This window comes from Micromonospora sp. CA-111912 (genome assembly GCF_050948415.1).
In the GTDB taxonomy this organism is placed as follows: Bacteria; Actinomycetota; Actinomycetes; order Mycobacteriales; family Micromonosporaceae; genus Micromonospora.
The window spans coordinates 1892393-1908559 of the sequence record NZ_CP192007.1 but is presented as its reverse complement, the minus strand read 5'-3'; the positions used below and the strand labels follow the sequence as shown (position 1 = coordinate 1908559).

General features: G+C 72.3%; 13 protein-coding genes. 6 read left to right on the top strand and 7 right to left on the bottom strand.

The window, feature by feature from the left end; all coding sequences use genetic code 11:
• Window positions 1-16: 16 nt before the first annotated feature.
• Window positions 17-2956: a glycoside hydrolase family 9 protein gene (locus ACQPZO_RS08725; protein ID WP_433348640.1), complete on the bottom strand. Its 2940-nt coding sequence runs from the start codon at window positions 2954-2956 to the stop codon at window positions 17-19.
• 341 nt (window positions 2957-3297) lie between these two features.
• Here ACQPZO_RS08725 and ACQPZO_RS08720 point away from each other — a divergent pair, with 341 nt between their 5' ends.
• The 4 genes from ACQPZO_RS08720 (at window position 3298) to ACQPZO_RS08705 (ending at window position 7157) form a co-directional block, all read left to right on the top strand.
• A complete protein-coding gene (locus ACQPZO_RS08720) occupies window positions 3298-4866 on the top strand; it encodes an aldehyde dehydrogenase family protein (RefSeq protein WP_433348638.1) in 1569 nt (522 codons plus the stop codon).
• A gap of 225 nt (window positions 4867-5091) precedes the next feature.
• Window positions 5092-5712, top strand: a complete 621-nt coding sequence (locus ACQPZO_RS08715) for a DUF4956 domain-containing protein (RefSeq protein WP_433348636.1) — start codon at window positions 5092-5094, stop codon at window positions 5710-5712.
• Complete coding sequence (locus ACQPZO_RS08710) at window positions 5709-6503, top strand: polyphosphate polymerase domain-containing protein (protein WP_433348635.1); 795 nt, start codon at window positions 5709-5711, stop codon at window positions 6501-6503. The genes ACQPZO_RS08715 and ACQPZO_RS08710 overlap by 4 nt, the downstream gene beginning before the upstream one ends.
• Before the next feature lie 261 nt (window positions 6504-6764).
• Window positions 6765-7157, top strand: coding sequence for a VOC family protein (locus tag ACQPZO_RS08705; RefSeq protein WP_433348633.1), 393 nt, complete (start codon window positions 6765-6767; stop codon window positions 7155-7157).
• Between the two features lie 40 nt (window positions 7158-7197).
• On the opposite strand, the gene ACQPZO_RS08700 is transcribed toward ACQPZO_RS08705, so the two are convergent.
• Window positions 7198-8259, bottom strand: coding sequence for a GNAT family N-acetyltransferase (locus tag ACQPZO_RS08700; protein ID WP_433348631.1), 1062 nt, complete (start codon window positions 8257-8259; stop codon window positions 7198-7200).
• Between the two features lie 117 nt (window positions 8260-8376).
• A complete protein-coding gene (locus tag ACQPZO_RS08695; RefSeq protein WP_433348629.1) occupies window positions 8377-9084 on the bottom strand; it encodes an amino acid-binding protein in 708 nt (235 codons plus the stop codon).
• 149 nt (window positions 9085-9233) lie between these two features.
• Between ACQPZO_RS08695 and ACQPZO_RS08690 the strand changes: the two genes are divergently transcribed.
• On the top strand, window positions 9234-10400 hold the full coding sequence (locus ACQPZO_RS08690; protein ID WP_433348627.1) for a phosphotransferase family protein: 1167 nt from the start codon (window positions 9234-9236) through the stop codon (window positions 10398-10400).
• Window positions 10400-11611, top strand: coding sequence for an acyl-CoA dehydrogenase family protein (locus tag ACQPZO_RS08685; RefSeq protein WP_433348625.1), 1212 nt, complete (start codon window positions 10400-10402; stop codon window positions 11609-11611). Before ACQPZO_RS08690 ends, ACQPZO_RS08685 begins: the two co-directional genes overlap by 1 nt.
• Before the next feature lie 46 nt (window positions 11612-11657).
• On the opposite strand, the gene ACQPZO_RS08680 is transcribed toward ACQPZO_RS08685, so the two are convergent.
• The 4 genes from ACQPZO_RS08680 to ACQPZO_RS08665 all read right to left on the bottom strand — a co-directional run bounded on the left by ACQPZO_RS08680 (window position 11658) and on the right by ACQPZO_RS08665 (window position 16119).
• Window positions 11658-12704, bottom strand: coding sequence for a LacI family DNA-binding transcriptional regulator (locus ACQPZO_RS08680; RefSeq protein ID WP_405112072.1), 1047 nt, complete (start codon window positions 12702-12704; stop codon window positions 11658-11660).
• A gap of 83 nt (window positions 12705-12787) precedes the next feature.
• A complete protein-coding gene (locus ACQPZO_RS08675) occupies window positions 12788-14224 on the bottom strand; it encodes a GH1 family beta-glucosidase (protein WP_433348623.1) in 1437 nt (478 codons plus the stop codon).
• Entirely contained in the window at window positions 14221-15120 is a 900-nt protein-coding gene (locus ACQPZO_RS08670) for a carbohydrate ABC transporter permease (RefSeq protein ID WP_433348621.1), read from the bottom strand. Before ACQPZO_RS08670 ends, ACQPZO_RS08675 begins: the two co-directional genes overlap by 4 nt.
• Before the next feature lie 12 nt (window positions 15121-15132).
• A complete protein-coding gene (locus tag ACQPZO_RS08665) occupies window positions 15133-16119 on the bottom strand; it encodes a carbohydrate ABC transporter permease (RefSeq protein ID WP_433348619.1) in 987 nt (328 codons plus the stop codon).
• Window positions 16120-16167 lie beyond the last annotated feature (48 nt).

Sequence of the window (16167 nt, the reverse complement as noted above, 5' to 3'; positions counted from 1 at the left end):
TTTCAACAACGCGGGGTCAGGCGATCGTGCAGGGGGAGCCGTTCAGGGTGAACGCGGTGGGCTTCGGGTTGGTGCCGGTGTGGGTGCCGTTGAAGCCGAAGCTCGTGGACGCCCCCGGTGCGAGCGCCCCGTTGTAGGAGAGGTTCGAGGCGGTCACGGCGGTGCCGGTCTGGGTGACGTTCGCCGACCACGCCTGGCCCGCCTGCTGCCCGGCGTTGGGGAAGGCGAACGCCAGGGTCCAGCCGGTGAGCGCCGTCGTGCCGGTGTTGGTGATCGTGATGTTGGCGGTGAACCCGGTGCTCCAGTCGCTGGTCGCGTAGCCGACCCGGCAGGACCCGGTGGGCGTGGTCGGGGTCGGCGTGGGGGTGGGCGTCCCGGTGGTGGTCACCGTGACGGTGGGCGACGGGATCGACGGGTTGCCGGCGGCGTCCAGCGCGACGACGTAGAACGCGTACGCGGTGGCGGGGGTCAGCCCGGTGACCGGGTGGCTGGTGCCGGTGACCGTGGCGATCGCGGTGTCCACCGGCCACGTCTTGCGGTAGACCCGGTAGCCGGTGACGCCGACGTCGTCGGTGGACGGCCCCCAGCCGAGGGTGAGCCCGGTCGGGCCGACGGCCGACGCGGTCGGGGTGCCGGGCGCGGTCGGCGGGGTGGTGTCCGGGCCGCCCCCGGCGGGGGTGACCACCGGGACCGTCGGCGAGGACGTCGAGCGGTTGCCGGCGCCGTCGCGGGCGTTCACCCAGAACCGGTAGTTCCGGGCCGGGGCGAGCGACGAGACGGTCAGGCTGTTGGTGCCGCTGCGGTGCAGCACCAGCGCGTCGCTGCCGACCGTCTCCTGGGTGATCTCGTAGCCGGCCAGGCCGCTGCCCCCGGTGTCGGTGGACGCGGGCCAGGTCAGCGTGACCGAGGTGGGGGTGAGCGCGGACGCGACGGGGGCGCCGGGCGCGCTGGGCGGGGTGGTGTCCGTGGGCGTCGAGGTCGGCTCCTCGCCCCAGACCCGGGTGGTCCCGGCGTACAGCGGCACCTTGCGGTTCGGCCCGGCAATCACCTGGTACGACGGGTCGTTGGTCGGGTCCCAGGTGCCGCCCTCCGGCACGCCGACCTTGAACTGGACCTCCATCCGGTGTTGCGACTGACCGGCGGGGGCGATGGTGTGTCCGGTGCAGTCCACCTCGACGTACCAGATGTCGCCGCTGTACTGCTTGGCCGTGGCCGGCGACGGGCAGCCCTGGGTGTAGCCGGGGGTGACCTGCACCGGGCCGGTGCCGTCGGGGCGGAAGTAGTAGCGGAACTTGCCGTTGGTCAGCGCCCGCGCCGGGAACGCCGACTTGTTGTAGATGATCGCCTTCAGCCCGGTGGCGCGGGGCTCGGCCTGCATCACCGTGGTCTCCACGGTCAGCTCGTCGAGGTCCGGGGCCGAGGTGCCCGGGAAGCCGGCGAGCGGGGTGCCGCCGTACTCGGAGGAGAGCCGGGCGAGCGCGGAGGTGAAGCCGGCGTTGTAGTCGGTGGCGACCTCGTTCATCACGTAGTCGGACCGGCTGTCGGTGTACGCGTCGTTGGCCGCCGAAGGGCCGCCGACCAGCGCGCCGTGGAGCACGTGCCGGGTCTCGGTGGGCACGGTCTGGCTGTCCCACCAGGAGCCGTGGGCGGTGCGGTGGTGCGGATTGCGCGGCGAGTTGGCCCCGAACCCGATCACGTAGCTGGAGCTGCGCGGGTTGTCGCCGAGCGCGTAGTTGATCTGCCGTACGGCGAAGTCGTGGTAGCGCGCCTTGCGGGTGGCGTCGGTGGTCCGGTCGCTGTAGACCAGCGCGGCGAACGAGGTGTTCGCGGCGTACCGCAGCGCGCCCCAGGAGTCGAGGACCGCCATCCCGCCGGGCGAGTAGTTGACCTTGGACCCGTTCACCCCGACGGTCCACCAGTCCAGCCAGCGGTTGGCGTCGTCGACGTACTTCTGCTTGCCGGTCAGGTTGGCCAGCAGCACGTACGCCCCGAACTGCTTGTTGTCCCAGGCGATGGTCCACTTGTAGGACCGGGTGGTGGTCTGGTTCTCGGTGCCGAGCTTGTCGTACTCGCTCTCGGCCTTGGCCAGGTAGCCGGCCTCGCCGGTGGCCCGGTGCAGCCAGATCGCGCCCCAGACCAGCTCGTCCTGGTACCCGCTCCACGAGCGGTAGAAGCTGGTCGCGTCGGTGATGCACTCGTGGTAGTTCTTGCGCACCGTGTCGGCGAACGTGTAGAGCTGCCTCGCGTGCCCGAGCAGCTTGTCGGCGTAGGCGGCGTCGGTGGGCCGGAACACCATCGACGACGCGGCCATCGCGGCTGCCGTCTCCCCCGCCAGGTCCGCGCCGCCGCAGCTCGCATCGATCTTGTACGCGGGCCGCGCCATCGGCATCACCTCGGCCGGTCCCCACCACTTGTGGTCGTCGTCGCCCTTGCCGACCTGCCCGTAGAGGACGTTCGGTGCGGGGTGCGCCTTGACGAAGTAGTCGTTGACGAAGCGCAGGTTGTTCAGCAGCTGGGTGAGCTGCCCGGACGCGGTGTACCCGGCGCGGTACTCGACCGCGCCCCAGGCCAGCATCGTCGCGCTGAACGCCATCGGGAAGCCGAACTTCACGTGGTCGCCGGCGTCGTACCAGCCGCCGGTGAGGTCCACGCCGACGTCGGAGCCGTCGGTGAGCGCGGAGTCGCCGCGCCAGGAGACCCGGTTCCAGGCCGGCTTCCTCCCGGACTGCTGGGCCTCGTAGAAGAACAGCGACTTCTGCAACGCCTCGGCGTAGTTGAAGGCGGGCGCGGCGGCGACGGGGGCGGCCTGCGGCGCGGCGACGCCCGCGGCGAGGCCGGCGGCCAGGGCGGCACCGGCGGCGAGCAGGCGCCGCAGCCAGGGTCGACTGCGGCGGGCGGGCCGCGGCGGGTCCCCGGCGGGCGACGGCGGCCGGGAGGGCCGGATCGGGTGGCGCATGTGCGGGCTCCTGACGGACGGCGCCCCGGCGGCGCCGACCGGACGCGGGACGGGCGTCGGGCTCGGGTCGGCGTCGCCACCGGCGGCGGGTGTGGTGGGGGCCAAGGGGGCACGGGAGCGCTCCCATGGATATCCGACAATGTATCGAGCGGATCGCGTCATTGGGAAGACCCGCCGCCACCACCGACCCGGCCCGAAGGACGTGAGGCGGGCGATCGCGCGGTCGACTCGCGTCCTGGGATACGAACGTACTGTTGCCGTCCGCGCATCGACACGGGACAGTACGGCCACCAGCGGTGCCATCGATGCCGCCGCTCCCCGGTTAACCCTGAGGAGATCCGATGGCTCTACGACTCGCCGACGGCACCGCCTGGGCCGAGACCCTCGCCCGCGCGGTGGCCGCCACACCCGAGGCCTTCGGGCCCGAGGCGGACGGCGCGACCACCCTGCGCAACCTCGTCGAGGGCGACTGGCGGGCTGGCGGCGTACCACACCCCGTGCGCACCCCGGTCGACAACACGGTCCTGGTCAACCTGCCCCGGCTGGACGCCGACGCCGCCCACGCCGCGGTCGCCTTCGCCGCCCACGCACACCGCGACTGGGCGCGGACCCCCCTCGCCGAGCGGAAGGCCCGGGTCTCCGAGGCCCTGGACGCCCTCACCGCCCACCGCGACCTGCTCGCCCTGCTGCTGGTCTGGGAGATCGGCAAGCCGTGGCGGCTGGCCTGCGCCGACGTGGACCGGGCCCTCGACGGCGTCCGCTGGTACGTCGGTGAGATCGACCGGATGCTGGCCGACGGTCGGGAGCCGCTGCCCGGCCCGGTCAGCAACATCGCGAGCTGGAACTACCCGATGAGCGTGCTGGTGCACGCCGAGCTGGTGCAGCTGCTCGCCGGGAACGCGGTGATCGCGAAGACCCCGTCCCAGGGCGGCGCCGTCTGCCTCACCGTCGCGCACGCGCTGATGCACCGCGCCGGGCTCCCCGCCACCCTGCTCTCCGGCGGCGGCGAGGAGCTGTCCGAGGTGCTGGTGCGCGCCCCGGAGATCGGCGCCGTCGCATTCGTCGGCGGGCGGTCCAACGGCGGAAAGGTCGCTGCCGCGCTGCTCGACTCCGACAAGCGGCACTTCATCGAGCAGGAGGGCCTCAACGCCTGGGGCATCTGGGGCTTCTCCCAGTGGGACCTGCTCGCCGGGCACCTGAGGAAGGGCTTCGAGTACGGCAAGCAGCGGTGCACCGCGTACCCCCGGTTCGTGGTCCAGCGCGACCTGGTCGACGAGTTCCTCGACATGTACCTGCCGGTGGTTCGCTCGATCCGATTCGGCCATCCACTCGCGGTGGACGAGAACTGGCGGGCCGGCGACCCGCTGCCCGAGCTGGACTTCGGCCCGCTGATCAGCGGGGCCAAGGCCGACGAGCTGCGGCGCAAGGTCGACGAGGCGGTCCGCGGCGGCGCGGTCCCGCTGCACCGGGGCAAGCTGACCGGGGCTCCGCTCCTCGACGGCCAGGACACCTCGGCGTACGTGGCCCCGTCGGTGCTGCTCGCCCCGCCCGGCCGGTCCCGGCTGATGCACGCCGAGCCGTTCGGGCCGGTCGACACGATCGTGGTGGTGGACACCACCGACGAGTTGCTGGCCGCGATGAACGCCTCCAACGGCGCGCTGGTCGCCAGCCTCGCCTGCGACGACGAGGAGCTGGCCGGCAAGCTCGCGCTCGACCTCCAGGCGTTCAAGGTCGGCATCAACAGGCCGCGCTCGCGCGGCGACCGGGACGAGCCGTTCGGCGGCCGGGGCGCCTCCTGGAAGGGCGCCTTCGTCGGCGGCGACCTGTTGGTGCAGGCCGTCACGGTCGGCGGCGAGAACCGCCTCTACGGCAACTTCCCCGACTGGACGGCACTACCGCCGAACGCCTAGTGCCTCGTCTCTGGACGTTGACCGGGCACGGCATCCGGAATCCGCCCCTGGTCGCGGGACGCTGATCTGCTCCAACAGCCTCATTTCCGACCCTCGGGCCGCAGGCCGTGGACAAGTAGGCACAGCAGACCCCATGCTATGCACGCAGAGAGAGCAAAACATGACCATACGTGCACCCCAGCCTGACATCAGACGCATGCCGGTCAGACCCCTAAGAGGATCCCCATGCCGCCAGTTCTGTTCTACGCAGCTGACCTCATAGCGATTGGGCTACTGACCTTCGGCGTCTACCTTCCCCGGCACCGTCGTCGCGACCTGGTAGTCGCGTACCTGGGGGTCAACGTCGGAGTGCTCGCTGTCGCCGCCTCGCTGGCGACCAGCACCGTAGGTGCCGGCCTGGGGCTGGGACTCTTTGGCGTGCTGTCCATCATCCGGCTTCGCTCTGCCGAACTGGACCAGGAGGAGGTGGCCTACTACTTCTCCGCGTTGGCGCTGGGTCTGCTCGGCGGACTGGGTGCGGAGGTCGGCACGTTGGCCTTCGTGCTTATGGGCCTGGTCATCGCCGTCATGTACCTTGCCGGGCACCCGAAGCTGCTCCGTCGCCACCGCCAGCAGACGATGATGCTCGACTCGGCGTTCACCGATGAACCGACACTCATTCGGCACCTCGAAAGCCTGCTCGGCGCTACCGTGCGAAAAGTAACCGTCCAACGCGTCGACCTCGTCAACGACACCACCCTGGTCGACGTACGGTTCACGGTGGCCAAGGGCCAGCGGGCCGCGATTGGCGACCACGACAAGGTGGCTGCCACCATGCCCGGCGCGCTGCGTGGTGCTCGACCGTGAGCGGCATCGACGCAGCCACCGCGTTCCCTGCGCTTGCCACGCTCCACCCGATCGACCTCGAAGAACTCCTCTGCCGAGCGACGCTGCAGACGCGGGTCGACCGCAAGTACGTGCTACCCCTGGCATCGGCCGGGGTGTTCCTTGCCGGGCTGGCTCGTACGGCTCGCATCCTTGAAATCGACAAGCAACGCTGCTTCGGGTACGAGTCGCTCTACTACGACACCCCGGAGCTGACCACCTATCTTCTGGCTACGCAAGGACGACGGAGACGGTTCAAGGTCCGACGACGCGTCTACCTGGACTCCGGCGTCTCCTACCTCGAGGTGAAGACCTGCGGCATCCGTGGCAACACGGTGAAGCAACGACTGCCGTACGGTGCCACCGTCTCGGACGAGCTGACAGGCGAGGACCGCTCCTTCGTCGCTGAGGTGCTGCGCAAGGCGGGCATCAAAGACGCGCGCTACGACGCGTTCTGCCCGACCCTCAGGACCAGCTATCGCCGCAGCACGCTCTATCTGCCCGACTCGAACAGCCGGATCACCGTCGACACCGACGTGACATGGGCGCTGCGCGACGACACGCGACTGAATCTCACGGGGGTTTCGATCATCGAGACCAAAGCCGCAGGCTCCGCCGCAGTAGCCGACCGCCAACTGTGGGCCCTCGGGCATCGCCCCTGCCGGATATCCAAGTACTGCACCGGGCTCGCCTCGTTCCGTGACGACCTGCCATCGAACAAGTGGCGGGTCATCATGCGCCGACACCCGGCCCTTCGCCCGCATGACGGATAGACCCCACGCCGACGAACACCCCATGCACTCCACAGCGGAGCAGGCCTCAACCGGCCGCGCTCGCGCGAGTACCGCAGCTACCCCGCCCCCTGAGCACGGTCACGGCCGCCCGTCGGGCCGGTCACGGGCTACCGGCCCCGGGCCGACACCACTGGCGGACCCGTGGCGGCGACGAGCGCCAGCGTGACGGGCGGGGCGCGCAGGGGCCCGCCGCCCGTCGGCGGGCCCCTCCCGCCGCCGCGCCGCCGATACCATCGCCCGATGGCGATGATCTCGCAGGTCTCGGTAGGAGTGTCCGACTGTGAGCGGGCGGCCCGGTTCTGGGCCGCCGCCCTGGGCTACGCGCGGCGACCGCCGCGCTATCCGGGCGACGAGTGGATCGTGCTCGCGCCGCCGCCCGGCGTTCCCGGCCCGGCGCTCGCGATGGACCTCAGCGAGAGCCGGGTCGAGGAGTTCCCGCGCGTCCACCTGGACCTGACCGCTGGCGGCCGGGATCTCGACGGCGAGGTGGAACGCCTCGTCGGGCTCGGCGCCCGGCGGGTCGACTGGCCGCACTACCCGACGCAGCTCGAACCGGGAGCCTCGCCGTACGTCGTGCTCGCCGACACCGAGGGCAACCGCTTCTGCGTCTCGGGCCGGCCCCGCTCGGCGTAGCCGGACGGCCCGGCCGTTGCCGGCGCAACGGGCGCCCCGCCTACCGGCCCTGGGCCGGCACCGCCCCGGGCACCCTGGCGGCGACGAGCGGCACCGTGACGGTGACCAACGAGCCGTCCCGCTCCGTTGCCGTCGGGCGGGCGAGCCGGGTCAGCGTGCGCAGCATCGGCGCGTTCTCCGCCTGGACGTGCAGGTGCAGGGCCGCGAGACCGGCCCGCTCGGCGTGGCCCACCAGCCGGCGCAGCAGGGCCGTGCCGAGCCCCCGCCGCTGCCACTCGTCGCTGACCAGCAGCGCCACCTCGGCCTCGTCCCCCTCGGCGAGCAGGTTCGCCATCGCGACGACCGACTCCGCCGCCCCGCCGGAGCCGGTCGTGGTCGCGACGAGGGTCAGGCCCTGGGTCGGCTCCAGCAGCCGGCGCAGCCGGGCCGGCGCGGGAAGTGCCGCCCCGCCGAGGTACCGGCGCTGCCGGGTCCGCGCCGAGCAGCGCCGGTGCAGCTCCAGCACGCCGGCCAGGTCGTCGGCGCCGGCCGGACGGACGACCAGCTCGGCGCCGTCGGGCAGGACCAGGGTGACCCGGTCGGCGGCCCGGCGGGCCGCGGTCGCCGCGAGTTCGGCGAGCGCCTGGGCCCGGGCGTACTCGGCCGGGGTGAAGGTCGGCGCGACCCGGCTCAGCTCGTACGACCCACCGGTCGGGTCGGGCAGCGCCATCGTGGTGCCGGTGATGCCGCCGCCGACCGGGGTGGGTCGCCAGGTGACCTCGTCGGCGCCGAGCAGGGTGCGCAGCACCTCCCCCGTCGCGTCCGGGTCCCGGACCAGTCGGGTGGCCAGGCCGAGCACCCGGGTGGGCTGGTCGGCCAGGCCGCGCGCCTCACTGCGCGCCACCCAGCAGTCCCGCCCCCGGCCCCGTTCCACGGCGGCGACCAGCTCCGCCTCGTCGAGCGAGTCGGGTGCGTCGACGAGGAAGTCGTCGACCGCTCCCACCTCGGTGGTGTGCACCTGCACGGTGAGGATGTTGACCCCGCGCAACGCGAGGCTCGCCGTGAGCACCGACAGGTAACCCGGTCGGTCGTCCACGGTGGCTCGAATCCGCCACAGCGCCATGATTGTCTCCCTTCCCCGTCCACGACGATGCCGGGCCGCTGTTGCCGCTCCGTTGCCCGGCGGTGAAGACCCGGGAACCGCCGCATGACCCAGGGCCCCGCACCGGGGCCCGGTCGCTCAACCGCCGGCCACCACCGGCGGGGCACCCACCAGGTCCAGCCGGTCGCCGAGGATCACCGCGCTGGCCCGGACCAGTTGGGTGAGGCGGTCCACCTCGGTGGAGTGGAACGCGGCGGGGGTCAGCATCCCGGTCTGGTCCCGGGCCACCACGAGCACCAGGCCGGCCCGGCCGAACGGCGCGATCGCGTAGTGGGTGCCGTCGGTGCTGGTCAACGCGCGGGCCCGCAGCGGGGTGACCTCGGGCAGCACGGGCGGGACGGGCGCCCGCCAGCTCGCGTGCGCCACGGTGGCGTCGCCGCCGGCCGCGCCCGTGCGCGACGCCCAGTCCAGCGGGACCACCGCCGCCACCGCCCAGTCCGCCGCGAGCAGCCCGGGCACGGCGTCGACCAGGGTGGCCAGCCCGTCGGCCGGGTTGCCGGCGACCTGGGCCAGCAGCTCGGCGTCCTGCCCGGTGGTGGTCGGCGCGCCGATCGCCCGCCAGACGCCGTCGACCCGGACCCCGGGGATGGCAGCGAGGCCGGCCAGCAGCCGCTCCACCCGGGCCGCCCCCGGCCAGACCACGGTGAAGTCGTCGACCGCCCGCCCGCCGAGCCGTTCCAGGACGACGACCTGGACGATGTCGGCACCGGAGACCCCGAGTGTGCGGGCCACCTGACCGAGGGTGCCGGGACGGTCCGGCAGGGTCACCCGAACTCTCAGCAACATGGTCGTCCCTCCGCTGGACGGGCCGGCATCTGACGGCCGGCAGGCTGGGAACCAGCCTGCCGGTTGACCATTTCGCCCCTGTTGCCGCGGCATGTCCCCGGGGAAAAACCCGCCTTGACAGGACGGCTGAGGTGCCATCAACTATTCGGATGACTGATCCGGCCGTCGCCCACGTGGGCAGCGGGGCCGGCGCGGGTGCTCCGAGAGGGCTGGACCTCGACCGGCTCACCGCGTATTTGGGCGCGCGTCGCCCCGAGCTGGCCGCCGCGCCGTTGCGGGCCCACCTGATCGCCGGTGGCAAGTCCAACCTGACCTACCTGCTCCGCTCCGGCGGGCACGAGGTGGTGCTGCGCCGGCCCCCGCTCGGGCACGTGCTGGCCACCGCGCACGACATGGCCCGGGAACACCGGATCATCTCCGCGCTCGCCCCGACCGCCGTGCCGGTCCCCGAGGCGCTGCTGTTCTGCCCCGACACCGACGTGATCGGCGCGCCCTTCTACCTGATGGAGAAGGTCGACGGGGAGGTGTTCCGCAGCCGGTCGCAGACCGACCCGCTGACCGACGGGCAGCGGCGCGACCTGGCCACGGCGATGATGGACACCCTGGCCGCCCTGCACACGGTCGAGCCCGCCGCGGTCGGGCTGGCCGACTTCGGCCGCCCCGAGGGCTTCCTGGGTCGGCAGGTCCGGCGCTGGGCCGGCCAGCTCGACCAGTCCCGCAGCCGTCCGCTGCCGGGCGTCGACGAGCTGCGCGACGCGCTCGCCGGCTCCGTCCCCGAGGGCGCGAACGCGGGCCGGATCGTGCACGGCGACTACCGGTTGGACAACCTCCTCGCCACCGTCGGCACCGGCGCGAACGCACCCGCCCCGGCCGCCTCCGGGGCCGCGACCGGCACCGACTCCGCCGAGGAGGCGCACGGCACCCTCGGGGCCCCGGTGTCGGTGCGGGCCGTGCTGGACTGGGAGATGGCCACCCTCGGCGACCCGCTGGCCGACCTCGGGCTCCTGCTGACGTACTGGACCGTGCTCGGCGACAGCGACGCGGCCGTCGACAACCCGGTCGCCGACGGGCTCGGCCCGCGCGCCGGCTTCCCCTCGGGGGCCGAGCTGATCGACCGGTACGCCGGCCGCAGCGACGTCGACGTCGGCCCGCTGCACTGGCACGTCGCCCTGGGCTGCTTCAAGCTCGCGGTGATCTGCGAGGGCATCCACTACCGGCACACCCTCGGGCAGACGCTCGGCGGGGGCTTCGACCGGATCGGCGAGTTGGTGGCGCCGCTGGTCGAGCACGGGCTGCGCGCAGTCAGGGAGAAGTGATGGACTTCCAGTTCGACGCCCGCACCGAGAAGCTGCGCGCGCGGCTGACCGCGTTCCTCGACGAGTGCGTGTACCCGGCCGAGGCGGTGCACGCCGAGCAGGTCGCGGCGGCCGGCGACCCGTGGTCGCGGTCGCCCGTGCTGGAGGAGCTGAAGGCCGAGGCGCGCCGGCGCGACCTGTGGAACCTCTTCCTCCCCGACCCGCGCTACGGCGCCGGGCTGACCAACCTCCAGTACGCGCCGCTGGCGGAGCTGACCGGGCGCAGCCCGCACCTGGCCCCGGAGGCGGTCAACTGCGCCGCCCCGGACACCGGCAACATGGAGCTGCTGGCGGAGTTCGGCTGTGAGGCGCAGCGGGAGCGCTGGCTGAAGCCGTTGCTCGACGGCGAGATCCGCTCGGCGTTCTGCATGACCGAGCCGGAGGTGGCCTCCTCCGACGCCACCAACATCGCCACCCGGATCACCCGTGACGGCGAGGAGTACGTGGTCGACGGCCGCAAGTGGTGGTCGTCCGGGGCGATGGACCCGCGCTGCGAGATCTTCATCGTGATGGGCAAGACCGATCCCGACGCCGACCGGCACCGCCAGCAGAGCATGATCCTGGTGCCCCGGGACACCCCGGGGGTGACCGTGCGGCGCGGGATGACCGTGTTCGGCTACAGCGACGCCTCGCACGGCGGGCACGCGGAGATCGACTTCACGGGCGTCCGGGTGCCGGCGGAGAACCTGGTCGGGGCCGAGGGCACCGGCTTCGCCATCGCCCAGGCCCGGCTCGGCCCCGGCCGCATCCACCACTGCATGCGGCTGATCGGCATGGCCGAGCGGGCTCTGGAGCTGCTGTGCCGCCGGGCCAACCAGCGGATCGCGTTCGGCCGGCCGCTGGCCGAGCAGGGCGTGGTCCGGGAGTGGATCGCCGAGTCCCGGGTTCGCATCGAGCAGGCCCGGCTGCTGGTGCTCAAGACCGCCTGGCTGATGGACACCGTCGGCAACAAGGGCGCGCACACCGAGATCCAGGCCATCAAGATCGCCACCCCGGCGATGGCGGAGTGGGTTATCGACAAGGCCATCCAGGGGTACGGCGGCGCGGGCGTCAGCCAGGACACCCCGCTCGCCGCCCTCTGGGCCCAGGCTCGCACCCTGCGCCTGGCCGACGGCCCCGACGAGGTCCACCGCTCGTCCCTGGCCAAGCGCGAACTTCGCCGCTGGCTCTGAACCCGCACACCCCGACGCCCGGGGCGGCGGGCGGCGGGGCGCGGGGTCAGGCCGAGGCGCGGCGGACCATGTGGGTGTCGAGGAGGATGTGGTTGGCCGGCAGGTCGTCGCCGCGGATGCGGGCCACCAGCAGGCGGGCCATCTGCCGGCCCATCTCCTCGACCGGCTGGAAGACCGTGGTCAGCGGCGGGTCGGCCTGCCGGGCCACCGGTGCGTCGTCGAAGCCGATCACCGCCACGTCCTCCGGCACCCGCCGGCCGGCCTCGCGCAGCGTCCGCAGCGCGCCGAAGGCCATCAGGTCGGAGGCGACGAAGACCGCGTCGAGGTCGGGGCAGACCTCCAGCAGGCGGCGCATGCAGGCCGCCCCGCTGCCCTCGCTGAAGTCGCCGTACGAGATCAGGTCGGGGTTGAGCCCGGCCCCGGTGGCCTGGACCGCCTCCCGGTAACCGGTCAGGCGGGCCACGCCGGCGCCCATGTCCTGGGTGCCGGCGATGGTGGCGATCCGCCGCCGCCCACGGGCGAAGAGGTACTCCACGGCGTGCCGGGCGCCGCCGACGTTGTCCACGTCGACGTAGTACGCCGGCTGCGCGCCCGGTTGCAGCATCCGGGCCGGCCGACCGCCGAGCACGGTCGGCAGGTCGCGCTCCTCCAGCAGGGTGGGCAGCGGGTCGGCGTCGTGCAGGGAGAGCAGCAGTACGCCGTCGACGTGCTGGTTGGTCAGGTGGTGCTCGACCCGCTCCCGCTCGATCGGGGACTGCACCATGGCCAGCCAGAGCTGCAGGGGCGTCTCCAGCAGGCCGGAGCTGACCCCCCGGACGATTCCGGCGAAGAAGGGCTCGGTGAAGACCCGGTCACCGGACTCGGAGACGACCAGCGCCACCGAGTCGGTCCGCTGGGTGACCAGTGCCCGGGCCGCCCGGTTGGGCACGTACCCCAGCTCCGCGATGGCCTGCTGCACCGCGGCCCGGGCCTCGGGGCTCACCTGGGGAGAGCCGTTCACCACCCGGGAGACCGTGCCGCGCCCGACGCCGGCGCGGGCGGCGACCGCGTCCAGGGTCGGACGCCCGAGCGACCGCGTGCGCTGCGTTGTCATTTCTGCTCCTCCGACATCGGGCGGCCCGGCGCGCCCCGCCGTCGGGGGTGCGCCGGGTCCGCCCGTCACTGGCTGGCCCCCGCCTATTGTGCGGCCAGACCGTTGCGTCGGATCACCTCGGCGTACCACCTGGCGCTGGACTTGGGGATGCGGGTCTGGCTGCGGTAGTCCACGTACACCATGCCGAAGCGCTTGGTGTACCCCCAGGCCCACTCGAAATTATCCAACAGCGACCAGGCGAAGTAGCCCCGTAGGGGCACCCCGGAGTCGATCGCGGCGTGTGCCGCCCGCAGGTGGGAGTCGAAGTAGGCCAATCGGTCGACGTCGTCCACCTGACCGTCGATGACCGCGTCGACGAACGCCGACCCGTTCTCGGTCACGTAGAGCGGCAGGCCGGTGTACTCGCGGTGCACCCGCTCCAGGGTCTCCACCAGCCCGGGGGCGTCGATCTCCCAGTCCATGTCGGTAACCGGGAACCCCCGGGTGACGAACCGGACGTCCTCGCTGCCCGGCCAGCAGCTCGGCGCCCGCGGGTGGTCCCGCGACCGCTCCCCCTCGGCCGGGGCGGCGGCGACCACGTGGCGGCTGTAGTAGTTGATCCCGACCAGGTCGAGCGGGGTCGAGATGGTCTCCAGGTCGCCGTCGCGCACGTGCCCGAAGTCGGTGACCGCCGCCAGGTCCGCCCGGAGGTCTTCGGGGTACGCACCGCGCAGCACCGGGTCGAGGAAGAACCGGTTGGCCAGCCCGTCGATCCGCCGGGCCGCGTCCACGTCGGCGGGCGCGGTGCTGGCGGGATCGACCGGGTAGAGGTTCACCGTGATGCCGAGCTGGGCGTCCGGGCGGGCCGCCCGCAGCGCCTGGACGGCCAGGCCGTGGCCGAGCATCAGGTGGTGCCCGGCCCGGACCGCGTCCGCCCCGTCGGTGCGCCCGGGCGCGTGCACGCCCGAGCCGTACCCGAGGAACGCCGAGCACCACGGCTCGTTGAGCGTGGTCCAGTAGCGCACCCGGTCGCCGAGCGCGTCCGCGACGAGCCGCGCGTAGTCGGCGAACCGGGCCGCGGTGTCCCGGGCCGGCCAGCCGCCGGCGTCCTCCAGCGGCTGGGGCAGGTCCCAGTGGTAGAGGGTCAGCCAGGGCTCGATGCCGTGGCCCAGCAGCTCGTCGACCAGCCGCCGGTAGAAGTCGAGCCCCTCGGGGTTGGCCGCCCCCGAGCCGCCGGGCTGCACCCGAGGCCAGGACACCGAGAACCGGTACGACTTCAGGCCCAGCTCGGCCATCAGGCGCACGTCGTCGGGCATCCGGTGGTAGTGGTCGCAGGCCACGTCGCCGGTGTCGCCGCCGACGGTCCGCCCCTGGGTGTGGCTGAACGTGTCCCAGATCGACGGGGCGCGTCCGCCCTCGGTGGCCGCGCCCTCGATCTGGTACGCGGCGGTCGCGGCGCCCCACAGGAAACCGGGCGGGAAGGACGGTGCCGGGCCGTGGTCGAGGACGCCGACGGCGGGCGGGCGGGTCGGATCGTTCACGACTTGACGGCACCTTCCATGATCCCGCCGATGATCTGGCGGCCGAACAGGACGAACACGATGAACAGCGGGAGCGTGGCGATCAACGTGCCTGCGAAGATCTGCGAGTTGTCGGCGAAGTACGCCGTGTTGAGGCTGCGCAGCGAGATCTGCACGGTCGGGTTGGCCGGGTCGGCGAGCACCACGAACGGCCAGAAGAACTGGTTCCACTGCTCCATGAAGGTGAGCAGGCCGAGCACGGCCGCCGCCGGCCGCAGCGCGGGGACGACGACGTGCCAGTAGACCCGCCAGGTGGAGCAGCCGTCCACCCGGGCCGCCTCGATAAGCTCGTTCGGAACGGCCTGCTCGGCGTACTGGCGCATCATGAAGATGCCGAAGCCGCCGATGAGGAACGGCACGGTGACCGACGGCATGGTGTTCAGCCAGTCGAGCTTGGCCATCAGGATGTACAGCGGCAGCACGCCGAGCTGGATCGGCACCATCATCGAGGCGAGGATGACCAGCAGCATCGCGTTCTTGCCGCGGAAGCGCAGCTTGGCGAACGCGAAGCCGGCCAGGGAGCCGAAGAAGACCGTGGCGACGGTGATCGTCCCGGAGACCAGGAACGAGTTCATCAGCCCCTTGACGATGTTGGCGTCACCGTTCTCCAGCACCCGCTGGATGTTCTCGCCGAGCTTGCCGCCGGGCAGGAACGGCGGCGGCCAGGAGTTGGCCGCGTCGTTCGTCCGGGACGCGATGACGATCATCCAGTAGAACGGGAACAGGGAGAGGATCACGCCGAGGACCAGCCCGACCCAGGTCAGCGGGGTGGCCTTCCAGAGCCGGTCGGCCTTGTGGGCGTCGCGCGGCGCCTTCGGGGTCGGGCGTACGGGTGGGCGGAGCGTCGTGGTCGTCATCTGGCGCAACCCTCACTTGTCGGAACTGATGCGACGGGCGAGCAGGTAGTTCACCAGCGACACCAGCGCGATGAGCAGGAACAGCACGAGCGCCACGGCGCCGGCGTACCCCCAGCGGAACCGGGTGTTCATCACGTCGAGCAGGTACATGGTGATGGTCTGGAACTGCCCCTCGGATCCGCCGGAGATGCCCCCGGAGCCACTGGTGAACAGCAGCGGCTCGGTGAAGAGCTGCAACCCGCCGATGGTCGAGATGATCAGCGTGAAGATGATCGTCGGGCGGAGCTGCGGAATGGTGATCGACCAGAACTGCCGGCGGCGGGACGCCCCGTCCAGCGACGCCGCCTCGTACATGTCCTTGCTGATCGACTGCATGGCGGCCAGGTAGATCAGGGCGTTGTAGCCGACCCAGCGCCAGTCGACCATGGTCGAGATGGCGAACCAGGAGGCGAGGCGGTTCGCCCGCCAGTCGATCGGGCCGAGGCCGACCAGGTCGAGCAGCCAGTTGATCAGGCCGAACTCCTTCGCGTAGAGCATCGAGAAGATCAGCGCGACCACGGCGGTGGAGGTGATGATCGGCATCGCGATGGCCATCCGGAAGAAGGTCTGCGCGCGCAGCTTCCGGTTCAACGCGTTGGCCAGCACCAGCGCCAGCAGCAGCTGCGGCACGGTGGAGAGCGCGAACATGCCGAACGTGTTGACCACCGCGTTCCAGAACTGCGGGTCCTCGGTCAACAGCTCGACGAAGTTGTCCAGGCCGACGAAGCTGATCGTGGCGTTCAGCGGCGACCGGTCGGTGAGCGCGATCCAGACGGTGTAACCGATCGGGTACGCGCTGAAGACGACGAAGATCGCGAAGAACGGCAGGACGTACAGGTACGGGGAGTACTTCAGGTCCAGCCGGGTGAGGGAGGCCAGGCGGCGGCGCGCGGCACGGGCCCGGCGGGCGGGGTCACCACCCCCGCCGGGGGGCGCTGCGGTGTGGAGGTCCAGGCTCATCGACGGTCCTTCTCGTCGGTCGGCGCGACCCGTCGCGCGGGCGACGCC

Excerpts from the sequence above, each read along its gene's own strand:
- ACQPZO_RS08725 (WP_433348640.1), bottom strand. The coding sequence starts at position 2,956 with ATGCGCCACCCGATCCGGCCCTCCCGGCCGCCGTCGCCCGCCGGGGAC.
- ACQPZO_RS08720 (WP_433348638.1), top strand. The coding sequence starts at position 3,298 with ATGGCTCTACGACTCGCCGACGGCACCGCCTGGGCCGAGACCCTCGCC.
- ACQPZO_RS08715 (WP_433348636.1), top strand. The coding sequence starts at position 5,092 with ATGCCGCCAGTTCTGTTCTACGCAGCTGACCTCATAGCGATTGGGCTA.
- ACQPZO_RS08705 (WP_433348633.1), top strand. The coding sequence starts at position 6,765 with ATGGCGATGATCTCGCAGGTCTCGGTAGGAGTGTCCGACTGTGAGCGG.
- ACQPZO_RS08700 (WP_433348631.1), bottom strand. The coding sequence starts at position 8,259 with ATGGCGCTGTGGCGGATTCGAGCCACCGTGGACGACCGACCGGGTTAC.
- ACQPZO_RS08695 (WP_433348629.1), bottom strand. The coding sequence starts at position 9,084 with ATGTTGCTGAGAGTTCGGGTGACCCTGCCGGACCGTCCCGGCACCCTC.
- ACQPZO_RS08690 (WP_433348627.1), top strand. The coding sequence starts at position 9,234 with ATGACTGATCCGGCCGTCGCCCACGTGGGCAGCGGGGCCGGCGCGGGT.
- ACQPZO_RS08685 (WP_433348625.1), top strand. The coding sequence starts at position 10,400 with ATGGACTTCCAGTTCGACGCCCGCACCGAGAAGCTGCGCGCGCGGCTG.
- ACQPZO_RS08680 (WP_405112072.1), bottom strand. The coding sequence starts at position 12,704 with ATGACAACGCAGCGCACGCGGTCGCTCGGGCGTCCGACCCTGGACGCG.
- ACQPZO_RS08670 (WP_433348621.1), bottom strand. The coding sequence starts at position 15,120 with ATGACGACCACGACGCTCCGCCCACCCGTACGCCCGACCCCGAAGGCG.
- ACQPZO_RS08665 (WP_433348619.1), bottom strand. The coding sequence starts at position 16,119 with ATGAGCCTGGACCTCCACACCGCAGCGCCCCCCGGCGGGGGTGGTGAC.